Genomic DNA, 16,469 nt, shown 5'->3' on the forward strand with positions numbered 1-16,469 from the left:
TTTCCCTAATTCAAAACTTGAAAACCTTTCAAAACATAGAGATATTCCAGAAGATGGTATACACTCTTGATGATTCGAGGGTTGTTCAAAGAGCTGGTCCAGCTCTGAATGAGGGGGGAAACCGACAACTTGAACGTAAAAAAAGAACGAGCTTCAAGGCTCGTTCTTTTTTATTGAAAGAAAGCATAGACATGATCGTACAGGCTTTCTTTTATTCTGTTTTCGTTACGATATCCAGGATGTGCTTCCATGTATCCAGCTTGAGAGCATCTGTGGGATCTCCATCACCAAGAACGCCGTAACCGACCATTAATCCGATGATCAAAGCGGCCGCACTGAACAGCACAACAAGAATGATACGCAGCCAGATCGGCAGGATACGCCGGCGGGCCGTTTTATCTTTCTTATCCGCCTGAGATCCTGCTTTCTTCCCCGTATCTGCAGGCTTGTTTTCCTTCTCTTGTTTATTATTCAGTTTTTTACCTTTTGATTTTGGATCTGTCGCCATGGTCGTTCTACTCCTTACGTTTATGATCTCAGCTGGTTAACCAGTCCCATCATCTGGTCTCCTGTTGAAATGGACTGAGCATTCAATTGATAGGCTCTCTGAGCTGTCATCATTTCCGTCATTTGTGCACCGATGTCCACGTTCGACTGCTCGAGTGCTCCTCCTTGAAGCTTGATGTCTGCGGCTCCAAGTTCCTCAATCAGGACGGCTCCGTCATTTCCTTCCGGGTTCCGGAAACGGGTTCCTCCCTGCGGTTCCAGCAGGTGAGGACGGGCAGCTTCAACAACCTGAAGGCGGCCTTCTACTTCCTGACCCCCATTCCGCTGGACAAGCAGGGATCCATCTTCAGCGATGGAAATGCCATCGAAGGTATCCTCGAGAATGATCGGATCTCCACCTTCTCCAATGACGGCGTGCCCCTCAGCGTTTGTAAGCATCACCTGTCCATTACCAAGAGGATTCAAGTAAAAGTGTCCGGCTCTTGTGTACTGGGTTTCCGAGCCGCCATTCAAATCAGAGACGTTAAGGGCAAACAGCTGATTTTCCTCCAATAGTGCGGCATCCAGAGCCCTGTTTGTTTCCTTCAGGCTTCCCCGGCTGACATCCACACGCGTACTTCCCAGTTTAGCGCCTGTGCCCACTCGTATACCGTCAGGAGTCAAACGCCCCGCTTCGGCCTGTTTATTGGACTGATTATTCAGCTGCTGGACGAGCAGGGAGGAAAAATCAGCTCCTGTACTCTTGTATCCTGTCGTCTGACTGTTGGCCATATTGTTCCCAATCCTATCAAGTTTCTGCTGCAGCTGCCCCATTGTTGCAGCCGATTGAATCATGGACCGATTAATCATATGAATTCTCTCCCTCAGCGGATACGGCCGATTTCAGATACGGCTTGCTGCATACTTTGGTCATAAGCTTTCAGGACACGCTGGTTCATTTCAAATGAACGGTAGGTGTTCATCATATCTGTCATGGTCCGATTCAAATCCACATTGGACCTTTCAATGAAATGCTGGTGAACAGAAAAATCGACACCTTCGTTTTCCAGAGCGTTCTCTATAGGTCCGGCATTTTCTCCGGGAACATAAAGGTCACTGCCTTGCGGAACGAGAGCATTGGCATCAGGTATATAAGCGACGGCCAGCTGGCTGCCGGCATCAGCTGTGGTGAGCATACCTGTTCTGGATACTTGAAAAGCCTGTCCATCCGTATTGATCGGATTTCCGGTGTCATCAAGGATCCTGTACCCTGTATTCGTGGTCAGAAATCCTTCATCATCCACTGTAAAACTTCCATTCCGCGTGTATCGGGTTTCCCCATTTCCGTTTTCCACTTGAAAAAGGACAGCTCCATCTGCATCAGGCAGCTCATCTGAGACAAGAGCCATATCTGTGGAGACTCCCGTTTCTTTTAAAGCGCCCTGCGAAAAGTCAGGCGTGGTCTCCTGAAGATATACACCCATGTGAAGGGACCCGACTCTGCTTTGATCCGGAACTACAGGAGCCGTTGATCCCGGCAGTGTTTTCGAGCCCATCTGCTGTAAAAGCAGCTCTGGAAAAGCCCGTAAACTGCCCTGAGTCTGTTTATACCCCGGTGTTTCTACGTTCGATATGTTGTTCGATAACATTTCCTGCATCCGCTGGCTGGCCATCATTCCTGATGCGGCCGTATAAAAACCTCTCAGCAACGTCCGTCCACTCCTCCCGGATATCTCAGCCTTTTATAACTTTGTAGAGATACGCTTGTCTATGTTTTCAAGCATAATTCCTGTTCCTGTAGCCACACAGTCCATCGGGGACTCCGCTACAAGAACAGGAACCTTCAATTCTTCTGCAAGCAGCTGATCAATACCGTGAAGAAGGGCTCCGCCACCAGTCATGATGATGCCGCGGTCGATAATGTCTGCAGATAATTCAGGTGGTGTGCGTTCAAGCACCTGCTTGGCAGCCTGCACGATCATCTGGACAGATTCACGAAGTGATTTTTCAATTTCCGTTGAATTCACTGTAATGGTTCTTGGAAGTCCGGAAACCATATCACGTCCGCGGATTTCGATCTCTTCACTTCTGGATCCCGGGAAGACGGTCGCTACACTGATCTTGATATCTTCAGCCGTCCGTTCACCGATCAGCAGTTTGTATTCTTTCTTAATATACTGAAGGATTTCATGGTCGAATTTGTCTCCGGCCATCTTAATAGAAGAAGCTGTTACGATATCACCCATGGATAGAACAGCAACATCCGTTGTTCCGCCACCGATATCGACGACCATATTTCCGCTTGGCTGGAAGATATCCATGCCGGCACCAATAGCCGCCACTTTAGGTTCTTCTTCCAAATATACTTTCTTCCCGCCGGATTTCTCAGCCGCTTCCTTGATCGCCTTCTGCTCCACCTTCGTAATGTTCGTCGGGCAGCAGATCAGCATTCTCGGCTTAGACAAGAATCCCTTTACGTTCGTCTTTTGTATAAAATGTTTCAGCATCGCTTCTGTCACATCAAAATCAGCAATGACGCCATCTTTAAGAGGACGAATGGCTTCAATGTTGCCAGGTGTCCGTCCGACCATCCGTCTTGCTTCTTCACCGACTTCCAATACCTTGCCTGTATTCCGATCCATCGCAACGACCGATGGCTCATTCAAAACGATACCTTTACCTTTTACGTGGATAAGTACATTGGCTGTACCCAGGTCTATACCTATATCTCTCGCAAACATGTCCTGTAGATCCTCCCTATTGTAAAAACATCATCACCTCACCACAAAACACATAACGGATGGCCGTTATCCGTTATGCTGTCAGGCAATGCCATACAAATACTTGATAACTTATGTTTTCCCTATTTGAGTCAGTATATTTTGTTAAATTGATCACACATCTAATTCTATATTCTATCACAAAATTACGACATTCGTCTCATAGGAGTTGAAAAAAGTTACCAAGCCTCGAGGGATTTTGACAATGGGAGGGACTGTTCACAATTGAGGCTGCACAGGCTGTTCTTCGATCAGCTGCGTCTTATATTTACGCCTTGTCGCTTCACCACCACGGAGATGTCTGATTTCCTTATGATGGTCGAGGATTTTTTTCACTTCTTTAGCCAGCTCTGGATTGACTTCCGGGAGCCGCTCCGTTAAATCTTTATGAACCGTACTTTTTGAAACGCCGAATTCCTTGGCGATCACTCTTACTGTTTTTTTCGTTTCGATAATGTGCTCTCCGATCCTGATGGTCCTCTCTTTGATGTAATCATGCACTCCACTCGCCTCCTGTGATTGACTATCCAAGGAGATGGGGCGTTTAGGAAAGCGTACGTTATAACATGAGGGGGCACTTGCTTCTGGATGTCTGTTCATGCTGTTTCACCCTGGATGTTACCGAGTGCTCGGTTAACTCATTGTATTAATGAAACCGCCCGGATATGCCTCTGGATGCGCATGAGATTCGGATTTCTTACATTTATGCCCGAAAAAATAAAAAAATAAGACTGGCGGGAACATTCCCGTCAGCCTTATCCTTTACGCTTGTGTTGTAGAGATGGAAGAAGCGCTTTCTTCATCAGGCGTTTGTTCGCCGCCTTCTGTTTCTGCAGGGTCTTCCTCATTATTCAATTGTTCATCCGATGGTTCCTCGTTTTCTTCTTCAGGAGTATCGGAAGGACTGCCTTCTTCTGTCTGCTCAGCTTCAGCGGGTTCTTTATCTGCACTTTCCACAATCTGGCTGACCGGCTGCCCGAAGAATGCCTCCGGGTTCACTGGCTGGCCGTCATTGCGGACTTCAAAATGCACATGCACACCGCTTGCCTGCCCAAAGGAATTACGTCCTGCTGATCCAATGACATCTCCTTGAGCGATATCAGATCCGGCCAGTACATCGACACTTTCTAAACTAGCATACACGGTAGAGAGATTCTCGTCGTGCTGAACTTCAATAACATTGCCGTACAGCGGATCTTCTTTCACTTCTGTCACTGTTCCTGATAGAGCGGCCGTTACTTCAAAGGCTTCTCCATCTTCTCTTGTAATATCTACGCCTTCACTTTGGTAGTATTTATTGTTGTATAGGACCAGTGCACTTTCTTGATCTTGCTCAGAAGCTTCGTAGTCGTAGAATTTTGTGACGATGGATGCCGTCTTTTCATCAGCAACAGGCATCTGCAGGTTTTCCTGGTGATCCATTACTGGTACGGACTCTCCATCTTCATTGACAAGGAATTCATCCTGACTCTGTGATTTTTGTTCGTCAGCTATCTGTTTTTCTACATCATTGGCACTCTGTTGATACCAGAATACGCCTACAAGGACTAAAGCAGCTACGGACAAATACAAAGCTGGATACAACCACTTCTTGCGCATCAAGCGTTTGAACTTTAATTTAGTTACGCTTTTTTTACCTTCATCTTTCATGTTCATCACCTCAAAAACCATTCTGAACAGATCTTGTCCAATCTATACATCGGTGATGAAAAATTTTACAGATGAAGGCAAAACCACCATGGTGATGATTTACTGTATAGGACGGTCCATGAATATCTGATTTCGAGAATTGGATGTATATGAGGGGCGCTTGGGGAGGAGTCGCTTTCCGCGGGCGTTCGGTGAGCTTCCTCGGACGTTCCGTCCTGTGGGATCTCACCTTGAACGCTGCTCCCACAGGAGTCTCCTCCTCCCCCTACGCCCCTTGCCATATAAAGTTTCTCGAAATCACTTCGAAACCCACTTCTATCATCATTACAAAATGAATAAGAGCCCTATACTTCATTTTTCTTCAACCAGGAGGTAAAAGGAGATAATTCCTTAGTTTAAAAAGAAAAAAAGCCGGGGAACCGGCTTTTTCTTCGTGCTTATTCGGCTGCTGAGCTGAGGAGGGCGGTCTGGGTGCTCAGCGGGCTGATTTCAGTGTCCTGATAATAATGGTGGATGATATCTTTGTAATTCTTCCCGGTCTTTGCCATGCCGTTGGCTCCATACTGGCTCATGCCTACGCCGTGTCCGTAGCCTTTAGTCGTGAATATCACATGATCGCCTTTCTGTTCAATGGTGAAATCACTGGAGGACAATCCGAACTTTTCACGAATTTCCCGTCCAGAAAACGTCTGGGTTCCGAAGTGAACTTCATCGACCCGGTTGCCTTCTGTTTTCGTCATCGTGGATGTCTGGATATCTCCATCCAGCGAAAGACCAAGCGTCTGCTCTAATTCCGCTGTGGAAATGATTTTTTGATCTGCGAATTTAGGGGAATCCTCATCCCAGGGGCTTTCCACACTCTTCAAATAAGGGATGTCATGCTCCCAGTAGTCCCCGGCGTTTTCCGTGTAACCATTGCTGGTAGAAAAAAAAGAAGCCGTAATGGGTTTGTGATCATAGGTGATGATTTCCCCCTGAGTCGCTTTTACCGCCTGCTCGATCTTTTCCATATTGCTGTTAAACGCTTCTTTCCACTGACCTCTGAGCTCCTCTTCATTTTTGTACACCTGATGGGTCACGGTATCTGTAACATCGGCTTCTTCCGATATCTTCCCACCCTCAATCATATGACGGGTGATGTACGTCCGGGCAGCCAGTGCCTGGGCCTTCAAGGCTTCCAATTCGAAGTTGACCGGCATTTCGGAAGCAACCACTCTGGATACGTACGTCTCCAACGGGACTTCTTCCACCTGTTCGGACTGCGACCGCAGAACCCTCACAAGAAATGGGGAATCCTCTTCCTCCTCCTTATCCTTCGGTGCTGTTTCTTCCACTTCCGTTGTATCGGCAGGACTCGTGAAAGGGATAACGATTAAAGTCGGTAGTACAAGTATGGTGATCATCAAGCCGAGAACAACCATAAGACCCGTTCGATTGCTTTTTTTCATCCGCACCCTCCTGGCTACACATAATAAAATCCTCTACTAAAAATGTATCCAGAAAAGAAAGATGATAGAACAAAAAATGCCCGCCTATTTCAAATATATTGAAACAGGCAGGCTGTAAAAATGTATATTATAAGGTCGATACAGATTCACTTGGTTCGTGCTCTTCGCTGTATACATCATCTTCTTTCACGCGTTCAATATCAGCGCCGAGTTGAGCTAATTTTTCTGCAAAGTTTACATATCCACGGTCCAGATGCTTAAGCTCTGTGACTCTTGTGTAACCTTCAGAAACAAGACCTGCAAGAATCAAGGCTGCACCTGCACGCAGGTCTGTCGCAGCTACTTCTGCGCCCTGCAGAGAGGATGGCCCTTCAATGATTACACTGCGGCCCTCAATTTTGATACTTGCGTTCATGCGGCGGAATTCCTCCACGTGCATAAAGCGGTTCTCAAATACAGTTTCTGTAATGACACTTGTGCCGGTAGCATTCAGCATTAAAGCCATCATTTGAGACTGCATATCTGTCGGGAATCCAGGGTGCGGCATCGTTTTGATATCTGTTGCTTTCAAGATATCAGGGCCGATCACACGCAGACCTTCATCCTCTTCTTCAATGATGACACCCATCTCCTCCATCTTGGCGACAAGAGATCTCAGGTGTTCATGCATGGCACCTTGTACAAGAACGTTTCCGCCGGTAATCGCTGCAGCTACCATGAAGGTTCCTGCTTCAATCCGGTCCGGAATAATGGTGTGCTCGGCTCCGTAAAGCTTTTCCACACCTTCGATACGAATCGTTTCCGTACCTGCGCCTACGATGTGGGCGCCCATTTTGTTCAAGTAGTTGGCAAGGTCGACAATCTCAGGTTCCTTCGCACAGTTTTCCAGAGTGGTCGTTCCTTCGGCAAGAGCAGCCGCCATCATGACGTTTTCTGTAGCCCCTACACTTGGAACATCGAAATAGATTTTTGCACCTTTGAGACGGCCTTTTACTTCCGCTTCGACGTATCCGTTTCCTACGGTTACATCAGCTCCCATGGCTTCAAAGCCTTTCAGGTGCTGGTCGATAGGACGTGATCCGATAGCACAGCCGCCAGGCATGGCTACCTTAGCATGGCCATAGCGGGCCAAAAGTGGTCCCAGTACAAGAACAGAAGCACGCATCTTCCTAACATACTCGATCGGAGCTTCTGTCAACAACTCACCAGAGGCGTCTACTGTAACAGAGTTCCCCACCATATTGACGTCTGCATTCATATGTCGAATCACTTCGTTGATCGTATATACATCAGCTAGAGTTGGTACTTCGTGTAGTACGCTTTTTCCTTCACTTGCAATAATACTTGCTGCGATGACAGGCAGTACGGCATTCTTAGCACCTTCAGCTTTAACGGTACCATTCAGCTGCCTCCCACCACGGACGATGATTTTTTCCAAGGTTCATTCTCCTCCGCGTCCATATTCACTATTATTAATATTCAGCAGTAATAATGGGTGTGCCAATAGTGATGTTTGTCTCCCCGCCCAAAGTTCTTGTGGCGAATTGAACATTCATTGATTGTTTACCTGAGGGTATTGACTGATCCCATTTCTCTGTCCGGCCGGATCTGCTCGTCCAGCCATTCTCGTCGATTTCATCTATTGTTGCTACGTCGAAAGTTTCTTTGAATTTTTCATACACTAAAACATCGTCTATAATACCATTGCTTACAGCCTTAAGACAAGAGAAAATTGTAGCAGTTTTAGAGAAATATCGACTTTTTACGTCTTCCACACGATGGAACAAGTCCTGTGTCAGTGAAGATGTTCCCTCTCCCTGTATGATATAAACCAATTCTGCCTTGTTCTTCATATTTCTGGGAGAAATCACACTATACGTTTCGACGATCTTTTCTTTTTTGTGACGGTTTGTGACTATCCATTTTTCAGCTTGTGCGGTTTCCTCACGGGAAACTTCCGGGTGCTGTCCCTGATCTAATATCTGTTCCATCATTTCCCCGGTTTGTTCAGGGGAAACTTTCCGTTTCATCGTCATGGTCCATTCTTCTACGTTGAGCTGCTTATCCGCAGCAAATGACGCAAACATCATTAATGGTTCCTCCGCCTGTGTCATTTCCTGTGGATAAGCACCTGTTCCTACAATGGCAGCTGCCAGCACTCCGGCAAAAATATTCTTCCACATGTTTATGCCTCCCCAAGCATCGTCTTACTTTCAGTTTGACCAGGGACAGGCACAATCATACGATACAATTCCTAACAGCATTAGACATTAAAACAAGTACACCAGACTGTTCGACCACGACAGAAAGTCGAGGAAAAAATTACTGACCGTCGTTCCAAGGGCAATCGTTATGATGATAAGGAGAGCTCTTGCTTCAAAGACACGGTTTTTCCGGAAGAACGCATCAAAGTTTACGGACTGCAGGGCACGCCATGTGATTATAATGAAAATTAAATGTGAGGTCATGCTCATCAATGCTTCTTCAGCAAAATATTGTTCCATCTCTGTTCACCCTCCTTTATCTACCTGCATTCCACGTGAAACGGGTGACAAACTGACAAAAAAAGCCGCAGCCACCGTTATTTCCCGGGGAATACCGGAAATCTTCCCTGTACCCCTTCATTTATATCGGAAACGACAATCCGTCCGATTTGTTTAGAGCTTTTCATAAAAAAACTGCTCTCATAATGAAAGCAGTTAAAAATTGTTTTCATAAACGTCTAAACGATTAATGGCTCGCTTAAGGGCCATTTCAGCCCGTTGGAAATCAATGTCGGCCTGCTTATCCTGAAGGCGTCGTTCTGCACGTTCTTTAGCCATACGGGCACGATCGGCATCTATGTCCGTTGGTTTTTCAGCAGACTGCGCAAGGATGGTCACTTTTTCCGGACGCACTTCTAAAAAACCGCCGCTGACAGCAATTCGTTCAGATCTTCCTTCGCCTTTTAAACGGACAGCGCTGATGGTCAAAGGGGCTACCATTGGGATATGTCCTGGAAGAATTCCAAGTTCACCGCTCTCTGCCTTACAGCTTACCATTTCAAATGCATCTTCCAACACCGGGCCGTCAGGAGTGACTACACTCACCGTTAGTGTGCTCATACGTATTCCTCCTTGGCGATCTCATGAAGGGGGCAGGATGCTCCTGGAGGGAGCACCTTCACCTTCAGAGTTGTTTATTGCATTTGTTTTGATTTCTCAACGACTTCTTCGATGCGTCCGACAAGACGGAAAGCATCTTCAGGAATATCGTCGTATTTACCGTCCAGAATCTCCTTGAAGCCTTTAACTGTTTCAGCAACAGGAACATAAGATCCCTTCTGGCCGGTGAACTGCTCGGCTACGTGGAAGTTTTGAGAAAGGAAGAACTGGACACGGCGTGCACGGGACACGGTCAGTTTATCTTCATCAGAAAGCTCATCCATACCGAGGATGGCAATGATGTCCTGGAGCTCTTTGTACCGCTGAAGCGTACGCTGAACTTCACGGGCTACATTGTAGTGCTCGTCTCCTACGATATCCGCATCTAGCGCGCGGGATGTAGAAGCAAGCGGATCCACGGCCGGGTAGATTCCCTGCTCGGAAAGCTTACGCTCAAGGTTGGTCGTTGCATCAAGGTGTGCGAACGTTGTCGCAGGAGCCGGGTCTGTGTAGTCATCGGCAGGAACATAAATGGCCTGGATGGACGTTACAGAACCTTTGTCCGTTGATGTGATACGCTCCTGGAGCTGTCCCATTTCCGTAGCCAGCGTCGGCTGGTAACCTACGGCAGATGGCATACGGCCAAGAAGGGCAGACACTTCAAGACCACCCTGGGTGAAACGGAAGATGTTATCGATGAAGAACAGTACGTCCTGTCCCTGCTCATCACGGAAGTACTCGGCCATTGTCAGTCCGGACAGCGCTACACGCATACGTGCACCAGGCGGCTCGTTCATCTGTCCAAAGACCATGGCTGTCTTCTTAATAACTCCGGAATCTGTCATTTCCCAGTAAAGGTCGTTCCCTTCACGGGTACGCTCGCCTACACCAGCGAATACGGAGATTCCCCCGTGTTCTTGAGCGATGTTGTTGATCAGTTCCTGAATCAATACGGTTTTACCTACACCGGCTCCACCGAACAATCCGATCTTACCACCTTTAACATAAGGGGCAAGAAGGTCAACGACTTTAATTCCTGTTTCCAGAATTTCAGTCTCTGTGGCAAGGTTCTCAAACTTAGGAGCTTCACGGTGGATCGGGTCACGACGCACATCAGCAGGAAGCGGCTCATCCAAGTCGATGGTTCCGCCCTCTACGTTGAATACACGTCCAAGAGTTACTTCTCCGACAGGTACAGAAATCGGCTTACCGGCATCTGTTACTGACGTTCCACGCATGACACCATCGGTTGATGACATGGCAACGGTACGAACCGTATTATCACCTAGGTGCAAGGCAACCTCCAAAGTAAGGTCGACGCTTTTTTCGTTTTCATTTTTCGCTTCGTAGCGAACATGAAGCGCGTTATTAATATCCGGGAGATGTCCGTCATCGAAGGTTACGTCAACAACGGGTCCCATAATCTGGGTTACGCGTCCATTACTCATCGTTTTCCCTCCTAACTTACTTTTAAAAATCCGAGAGTTCCTACTCGAGGGCTGCGGCTCCGCCGACAATCTCGGTGATTTCCTGGGTTATCGCAGCCTGACGGGCACGGTTATAGGAGAGTGTCAGATCACCGATAAGTTCATCGGCGTTATCGGTTGCACTCTTCATGGCTGTCATACGGGCTGCGTGCTCACTTGCTTTACTGTCAAGAAGAGCCCCGTAAATCAAACTCTCAGCATATTGAGGAAGCAGCACTTCAAGAATTTCTTCCTGATTCGGCTCATATTCATACGAGCTCCGGCTTGCTTTTCCTTCTGTATTGAAATCCGTCAGTGGAAGAATTTTCTTCTCCGTCACTTCCTGAGTGATTGCACTGACATAGTGGTTATAGAAGATATAGAGCTGATCGATCCGTTCGTCGGTATACAATTGAACGGTGTTGGATGCGATATCTTTAATGTCGGCAAAATCCGGCTGATCGGAAACGCCTGTAATATCCATGTCGACCGGCATATTACGCTTACGGAAGAAATCACGTCCAATACGTCCGATCGTAATCAACGTATATTCCTCAGCGGATGTATGCTTACTGCGGATCTGCTGGTAGACACGGCGCAGAATGCTGCTGTTAAAAGCACCTGCAAGCCCCCGGTCCGATGTAATGACAAGGTAACCGGTCTTTTTCACATCACGCGCTTCAAGCATTGGATGACTTGCGTCTCCACCGCCCTGGGCGATGCTTGATACAACTTCCTCAATCTTCTCACTGTACGGCACATAATTTTTAGCATTCTGTTCCGCACGGTTCATTTTGGAAGCTGAGACCATTTCCATCGCTTTTGTGATCTGTTTCGTCTTTTTGGTAGACGTAATCCGGCCTTTAATATCTCTAAGGGACGCCACGCTGTTTCACCACCCTTTCCTGCTATGATTCATTTATTCAGAAACGACGAATGTTTTCTTGAATTCCTTCACAGCACCACTCATATCATCATCTTCCGCAAGCTTACCTGTTTCACGGATCTGATTCAGCAGTTCTTTGCGGTTGTTATCCAGCCAGTTGTGGAATTCCGCTTCAAAACGTGTGATGTCCTCTGTTGGAATTTCATCCAGGAAACCTTTTGTCAGTGCATAAATGATCATAACCTGCTTTTCAACAGCAAGCGGCTGGTGAAGACCCTGTTTCAGTACTTCTACTGTACGGGCACCACGGTTCAGCTTCGCCTGAGTGGATTTATCCAAGTCAGAACCGAACTGGGCGAATGCCTCAAGCTCACGGAAGGACGCAAGGTCAAGCCTTAGTGTTCCGGCAACTTTCTTCATCGCTTTGATCTGTGCAGAACCACCTACACGGGAGACGGACAAGCCGGCGTTGATGGCCGGACGTACGCCTGAGAAGAACAGGTCCGACTGAAGGAATATCTGTCCATCTGTGATGGAAATAACGTTCGTCGGGATGTATGCGGAAATATCACCGGCTTGTGTCTCAACGAATGGAAGAGCTGTTAAAGAGCCGCCTCCATTTGCATCACTAAGTTTTGCTGCACGCTCAAGCAGACGGGAGTGCAGATAGAAAACGTCACCCGGGAATGCTTCACGACCCGGTGGACGACGAAGCAGCAGGGAAAGTTCACGATAGGCAGCGGCCTGTTTGGACAAGTCATCATAAACCACAAGCACGTGCTTGCCGTTATACATAAATTCTTCACCCATGGATACACCGGCATATGGTGCAAGATACAAGAGTGGAGCAGGCTGGGATGCACTTGCTGTAACGACGATCGTGTAATCAAGAGCACCATGGCGGCGTAGTGTTTCCACTGTTCCGCGGACGGTGGATTCTTTCTGACCGATGGCTACATAAATACAAACCATATCCTGATCGTGCTGGTTAAGGATAGCGTCAATGGCTACAGATGTTTTACCTGTCTGACGGTCTCCGATGATCAGTTCACGCTGTCCACGTCCAATAGGTACAAGGGCGTCAATCGCCTTGATTCCTGTTTGAAGCGGCTCATCCACTGATTTACGATCCATAACTCCAGGTGCTGGAGATTCGATTGGGCGGGTTTTATCTGTTTCGATCGGTCCGAGACCATCCACCGGCTGACCAAGTGGATTGACAACACGTCCAAGCAGTTCCTCACCTACGGGAACCTGCATGATACGACCGGTACGACGTACTTCATCGCCCTCTTTAATATCTGTATATGGTCCAAGAATGACAAGACCAACGTTGCTTTCTTCCAAGTTCTGTGCCAGTCCCATGACACCGGTTGAGAATTCAACGAGCTCACCAGCCATGACATTATCAAGGCCATGAGCACGGGCAATACCGTCACCCACTTCGATAACAGTTCCCACATCATTTACTTCTATATCTGATTCATAGTTTTCAATCTGCTGTTTAATCAGCGCACTGATTTCTTCAGCTTTAATGCTCATGCGATTTCACCCCTATCATCTATTGTTCGTGGAAAGAAGCTTCCGCTCAATACGGCGCAGTTTTCCACTGACAGAACCATCAAAAATCCGATTCCCCACCCGCAGGCGGATGCCGCCGATAATGGAGGGGTCTACGATATTTGTCAGGTTCAAGGATTGCTTACCGACTTTCGGTGCAAAAGATTCAGATATACGCTGTTTTTCAGCTTCGGAAAGCTGGCGGACAGAGTAGACATCCGCATCTGCAATTCCTTTGGCATCATTGATCATTCGAACGTAATCCTGGATCATATCCAGAATAATATCCTCACGGTGTCTTTCCACCAAAAGCTTCAATAAGTTGACGATCTCTTCAGAGAAGGACTGAAAAGACTCGGTGATCATTTTCTTCTTTTGTTCAATGGAAAAACGCGGATGCTTAAGGAAAGAGATGATCTCTTGATTACTGCGGAATACTTCTTTCAGCGTCTGCAGTTCGGTTTCGAACTTTTCCAGCTTGGATCGTTCCTGCCCCAGCTGAAAAAGAGCATCGGCATAACGTTTGGCAATGATAGACTGACTCATCGCTTCTCGCCTGCCTCATTGATGTACTGATTGATCAATGCTTCCTGATCTTTTTCAGAAAGTTCCTTTTCAATCACTTTGGAAGCGATCATGACAGACATGCCCGCTACCTGATCTTTAAGGGCCTGTACGGCTTTTTCTTTCTCCTGCTCGATTTCCTGACGCGCCGATTCTTTCAGGCGTTCAGCTTCCGCACGGGCAGAATCGAGAATATCACGTTCCTGCTCTCCGGCCGTTTTACGAGCATCTTCGATAATCTTCTGTGCATCCTGACGAGTGGCCTTTAATTCATCTGAAGCTTCACGCTGCATGCGGTGAGCTTCTTCACGACTTTTTTCAGCCGTATTTATTTCATTAGCTACATAATCTTCACGATCTTTCATCATCTTCATCAGCGGTCCCCAGGCAAACTTCCCTAACAGGGCAAGAAGACCAAGGAAGAAAACAAGCTGAACGATCATATCACCGATTAACAGTCCTCCCTCAGCACCGAGGACCAGATTAGCTGCGAATCCTTGCACAGTTTTCACTCCTCTCCACACCAAATCATCACGGACGCTGCCTTTCCTCATCCACCATGGCTGAGGCTAGACAAGCGAAAAACCCGGCTTCCGCTGGCTGTACAGCTTCCGTCGAAGTTTTCCTCCTGTGACTTGCGGGTATAAAGTTTTCATAAAGTATAAAGGAAAGGCGAAGATCGATAGAGTTGAACTTCGCCATAAGCGTATATACTCGTCCTGATTATTGTCCCATTACGATGAATGCAATAACGACGCCGATGATAGGAATCGCCTCAACTAGTGCAACACCGATGAACATTGTTGTTTGAAGAGCACTGCGGAGTTCCGGCTGACGTGCGATACCTTCGACTGTACGACTTACGATTAGACCGTTACCAATACCAGCACCCAGTGCTGCTAAACCTACTGCAATTGCAGCTGCTAAAAGACCCATAATGAAAATCCTCCTCAATATTTTAAAAAAATTTGTTTATGATGCTTTATATTAATGATCTTCGCTCACTTTGTGAGACATGTAGACCATCGTTAACATAACGAAAATAAACGCCTGGATGAAACCAATAAACGTACTAAAGCCCATCCACGCAACCATTGGTACCGCAGCACCAATGAAACCGCCGAAGCCTGTTGTTGCCAATCCAACCAATAAGCTCAACAGAATTTCACCAGCATAGATGTTCCCGTAAAGACGCAGACCAAGTGTCAGCGTATTAGAGAACTCCTCAATAATCTTAAATGGCAATAAGAATGGCAGCGGACGGACAAAGCCTTTGGCATATTCCTTTCCGCCTCTCAATTTCACGCCATAATAGTGGGATAATACGACAACGAGTGTGGCCAGGGTTAATGTAATACCCGGATCGGCTGTCGGAGATTTCCACCAGAGAGTGTGTCCTACTACACCATTCGTGACGACCCCAAGCATGTTGGCCACAAATATGTAGGCAAATAATGTCAACCCAAGCGGCAGGAATAACCTACCTGTCCTCCAGTCCATGTTGGACCCTATGATTCCTTTAATGAAATCGATGAGCCATTCCATGAAGTTTTGGAAACCTTTTGGATAACGCTTCATGTTACGTGTTGCCGCTACGCCGAGGATAAAGACAATCAATGATGCGACAAACATCATCAGAACGTTTGATAAGTTAAAATCCAGCCAACCAATACCAAACGCATCCTCATAAATCGGTGCTTCATGATTCAAACTGTTCACCTGCCTTCCATCATGCTATACTGTTGATTTATTGAACAGATAATCTATCAAAATGACAATGTAGGCTGTCATTAAGCCCAGAACTACAGAAATTAAATGGAAATATTCTTCATATTGAAGGGCGATGACTGCAGCCAAAGCGCCGGAAGCCAGTCGCGTAAATGTGCCAATCCCTCTTACGGAGCGGTTGTCTGAGGAAGCTTCTCCAAGTTTGCGGATTTTTCTCTGCATGAGCCAGAGGTTATAGTAGCTCAATGCACTTCCAAGCAGAAGTCCAAGGAAAATTGGCTGCCAAGGGGTGATTCCCCAACCAAGTACAAAAAATGCCAGAAGATAGAACATCCATTTTCGCTGACGGGTAATCATCTGATGATATCCTTGCATGTTAATCGTCTCCCGTATACGTCCGTACTAAATGAATGGTTCCATATGTACCTGCACCTAACCCAAGGAATAATCCAATGATTAAGAATGTGGGTTCAGTGGAATAGTGACTGTCCACCCATTTCCCTAAAAAAACACCTGCGAGCGGACCGCCTGCAAGCTGGGAAAGGATACTGCTGGTCAGTGCCATCGCTTTAAAAGGGGGATCGTATTTTTCCAATCGTTTCCTTCCCTTCCATTTTCAGGATGGCTGCTGTGCGTCACCTATGAAAACCTTATCATTCCACACTATGTAAGAATACAATAGGGGTGGTTTCATGTCAACGTGTTTGTGATTAAAAGTACAATCGATTGACATCGTTCGATCACATTTCCGTCACAAT

20 protein-coding genes are annotated in these 16,469 nt (G+C 46.9%); all 20 read right to left on the reverse strand.

Annotated elements, in window-relative coordinates:
* Positions 1-211 precede the first annotated feature (211 nt).
* The 20 genes from GLV97_RS01840 to GLV97_RS01935 all read right to left on the reverse strand — a co-directional run bounded on the left by GLV97_RS01840 (position 212) and on the right by GLV97_RS01935 (position 16,276).
* Positions 212-508 carry a DNA-directed RNA polymerase subunit beta gene (locus tag GLV97_RS01840; RefSeq protein WP_160888860.1) on the reverse strand — a complete coding sequence of 99 codons (297 nt, stop codon included), beginning with the start codon at positions 506-508 and terminating at the stop codon, positions 212-214.
* A gap of 20 nt (positions 509-528) precedes the next feature.
* Positions 529-1,356: a flagellar hook-basal body protein gene (locus GLV97_RS01845; protein WP_202410543.1), complete on the reverse strand. Its 828-nt coding sequence runs from the start codon at positions 1,354-1,356 to the stop codon at positions 529-531.
* Positions 1,357-1,370: 14 nt separating this feature from the next.
* Positions 1,371-2,195 carry a flagellar hook-basal body protein gene (locus tag GLV97_RS01850; RefSeq protein ID WP_160888861.1) on the reverse strand — a complete coding sequence of 275 codons (825 nt, stop codon included), beginning with the start codon at positions 2,193-2,195 and terminating at the stop codon, positions 1,371-1,373.
* A 33-nt stretch (positions 2,196-2,228) separates the two neighbouring features.
* Entirely contained in the window at positions 2,229-3,227 is a 999-nt protein-coding gene (locus GLV97_RS01855; protein WP_160836771.1) for a rod shape-determining protein, read from the reverse strand.
* Positions 3,228-3,485: 258 nt separating this feature from the next.
* Positions 3,486-3,767 (reverse strand): sporulation transcriptional regulator SpoIIID, encoded by a 282-nt coding sequence (gene spoIIID, locus GLV97_RS01860; protein WP_160888862.1) that lies wholly within the window; start codon positions 3,765-3,767, stop codon positions 3,486-3,488.
* Between the two features lie 261 nt (positions 3,768-4,028).
* Positions 4,029-4,916: a M23 family metallopeptidase gene (locus GLV97_RS01865; protein WP_160888863.1), complete on the reverse strand. Its 888-nt coding sequence runs from the start codon at positions 4,914-4,916 to the stop codon at positions 4,029-4,031.
* Between the two features lie 437 nt (positions 4,917-5,353).
* Positions 5,354-6,364 carry a stage II sporulation protein D gene (gene spoIID / locus GLV97_RS01870; RefSeq protein WP_160836777.1) on the reverse strand — a complete coding sequence of 337 codons (1,011 nt, stop codon included), beginning with the start codon at positions 6,362-6,364 and terminating at the stop codon, positions 5,354-5,356.
* A 127-nt stretch (positions 6,365-6,491) separates the two neighbouring features.
* On the reverse strand, positions 6,492-7,802 hold the full coding sequence (gene murA, locus GLV97_RS01875; RefSeq protein ID WP_160836779.1) for a UDP-N-acetylglucosamine 1-carboxyvinyltransferase: 1,311 nt from the start codon (positions 7,800-7,802) through the stop codon (positions 6,492-6,494).
* 34 nt (positions 7,803-7,836) lie between these two features.
* Entirely contained in the window at positions 7,837-8,547 is a 711-nt protein-coding gene (locus GLV97_RS01880) for a YwmB family TATA-box binding protein (protein WP_160888864.1), read from the reverse strand.
* An 87-nt stretch (positions 8,548-8,634) separates the two neighbouring features.
* Positions 8,635-8,868 (reverse strand): DUF1146 family protein, encoded by a 234-nt coding sequence (locus GLV97_RS01885; RefSeq protein ID WP_027954737.1) that lies wholly within the window; start codon positions 8,866-8,868, stop codon positions 8,635-8,637.
* Between the two features lie 195 nt (positions 8,869-9,063).
* The gene (locus tag GLV97_RS01890; RefSeq protein WP_160836783.1) at positions 9,064-9,468 is read right to left on the reverse strand and encodes a F0F1 ATP synthase subunit epsilon; all 405 of its coding nucleotides are present in this window, start codon (positions 9,466-9,468) and stop codon (positions 9,064-9,066) included.
* A gap of 74 nt (positions 9,469-9,542) precedes the next feature.
* Positions 9,543-10,955, reverse strand: coding sequence for a F0F1 ATP synthase subunit beta (atpD, locus tag GLV97_RS01895; protein ID WP_160836785.1), 1,413 nt, complete (start codon positions 10,953-10,955; stop codon positions 9,543-9,545).
* A gap of 40 nt (positions 10,956-10,995) precedes the next feature.
* Positions 10,996-11,859, reverse strand: a complete 864-nt coding sequence (locus GLV97_RS01900) for a F0F1 ATP synthase subunit gamma (protein ID WP_160836787.1) — start codon at positions 11,857-11,859, stop codon at positions 10,996-10,998.
* 33 nt (positions 11,860-11,892) lie between these two features.
* Complete coding sequence (gene atpA, locus GLV97_RS01905; protein ID WP_160836789.1) at positions 11,893-13,401, reverse strand: F0F1 ATP synthase subunit alpha; 1,509 nt, start codon at positions 13,399-13,401, stop codon at positions 11,893-11,895.
* A gap of 15 nt (positions 13,402-13,416) precedes the next feature.
* Entirely contained in the window at positions 13,417-13,965 is a 549-nt protein-coding gene (locus tag GLV97_RS01910) for a F0F1 ATP synthase subunit delta (protein WP_160836791.1), read from the reverse strand.
* Positions 13,962-14,486 (reverse strand): F0F1 ATP synthase subunit B, encoded by a 525-nt coding sequence (atpF, locus tag GLV97_RS01915; RefSeq protein WP_160837746.1) that lies wholly within the window; start codon positions 14,484-14,486, stop codon positions 13,962-13,964. Before atpF ends, GLV97_RS01910 begins: the two co-directional genes overlap by 4 nt.
* 220 nt (positions 14,487-14,706) lie before the next feature.
* Positions 14,707-14,919: a F0F1 ATP synthase subunit C gene (gene atpE / locus GLV97_RS01920; protein ID WP_014644824.1), complete on the reverse strand. Its 213-nt coding sequence runs from the start codon at positions 14,917-14,919 to the stop codon at positions 14,707-14,709.
* A gap of 51 nt (positions 14,920-14,970) precedes the next feature.
* Positions 14,971-15,693, reverse strand: a complete 723-nt coding sequence (gene atpB, locus GLV97_RS01925; protein WP_160840890.1) for a F0F1 ATP synthase subunit A — start codon at positions 15,691-15,693, stop codon at positions 14,971-14,973.
* Between the two features lie 24 nt (positions 15,694-15,717).
* Positions 15,718-16,086 carry an ATP synthase subunit I gene (locus tag GLV97_RS01930; protein ID WP_160836795.1) on the reverse strand — a complete coding sequence of 123 codons (369 nt, stop codon included), beginning with the start codon at positions 16,084-16,086 and terminating at the stop codon, positions 15,718-15,720.
* A 1-nt stretch (position 16,087) separates the two neighbouring features.
* The gene (locus GLV97_RS01935) at positions 16,088-16,276 is read right to left on the reverse strand and encodes an AtpZ/AtpI family protein (protein WP_160841137.1); all 189 of its coding nucleotides are present in this window, start codon (positions 16,274-16,276) and stop codon (positions 16,088-16,090) included.
* Between the last annotated feature and the right edge of the window lie 193 nt (positions 16,277-16,469).

This window comes from Halobacillus litoralis, assembly GCF_009856355.1.
GTDB classification, from domain to species: Bacteria; Bacillota; Bacilli; order Bacillales; family Halobacillaceae; genus Halobacillus; species Halobacillus litoralis_B.

Excerpts from the sequence above, each read along its gene's own strand:
- GLV97_RS01845 (WP_202410543.1), bottom strand. The coding sequence starts at position 1,356 with ATGATTAATCGGTCCATGATTCAATCGGCTGCAACAATGGGGCAGCTG.
- GLV97_RS01855 (WP_160836771.1), bottom strand. The coding sequence starts at position 3,227 with ATGTTTGCGAGAGATATAGGTATAGACCTGGGTACAGCCAATGTACTT.
- GLV97_RS01840 (WP_160888860.1), bottom strand. The coding sequence starts at position 508 with ATGGCGACAGATCCAAAATCAAAAGGTAAAAAACTGAATAATAAACAA.
- GLV97_RS01890 (WP_160836783.1), bottom strand. The coding sequence starts at position 9,468 with ATGAGCACACTAACGGTGAGTGTAGTCACTCCTGACGGCCCGGTGTTG.
- spoIID (WP_160836777.1), bottom strand. The coding sequence starts at position 6,364 with ATGAAAAAAAGCAATCGAACGGGTCTTATGGTTGTTCTCGGCTTGATG.
- GLV97_RS01935 (WP_160841137.1), bottom strand. The coding sequence starts at position 16,276 with ATGGCACTGACCAGCAGTATCCTTTCCCAGCTTGCAGGCGGTCCGCTC.
- GLV97_RS01910 (WP_160836791.1), bottom strand. The coding sequence starts at position 13,965 with ATGAGTCAGTCTATCATTGCCAAACGTTATGCCGATGCTCTTTTTCAG.
- atpD (WP_160836785.1), bottom strand. The coding sequence starts at position 10,955 with ATGAGTAATGGACGCGTAACCCAGATTATGGGACCCGTTGTTGACGTA.
- atpE (WP_014644824.1), bottom strand. The coding sequence starts at position 14,919 with ATGGGTCTTTTAGCAGCTGCAATTGCAGTAGGTTTAGCAGCACTGGGT.
- GLV97_RS01880 (WP_160888864.1), bottom strand. The coding sequence starts at position 8,547 with ATGTGGAAGAATATTTTTGCCGGAGTGCTGGCAGCTGCCATTGTAGGA.
- GLV97_RS01930 (WP_160836795.1), bottom strand. The coding sequence starts at position 16,086 with ATGCAAGGATATCATCAGATGATTACCCGTCAGCGAAAATGGATGTTC.
- GLV97_RS01885 (WP_027954737.1), bottom strand. The coding sequence starts at position 8,868 with ATGGAACAATATTTTGCTGAAGAAGCATTGATGAGCATGACCTCACAT.
- GLV97_RS01865 (WP_160888863.1), bottom strand. The coding sequence starts at position 4,916 with ATGAAAGATGAAGGTAAAAAAAGCGTAACTAAATTAAAGTTCAAACGC.
- atpA (WP_160836789.1), bottom strand. The coding sequence starts at position 13,401 with ATGAGCATTAAAGCTGAAGAAATCAGTGCGCTGATTAAACAGCAGATT.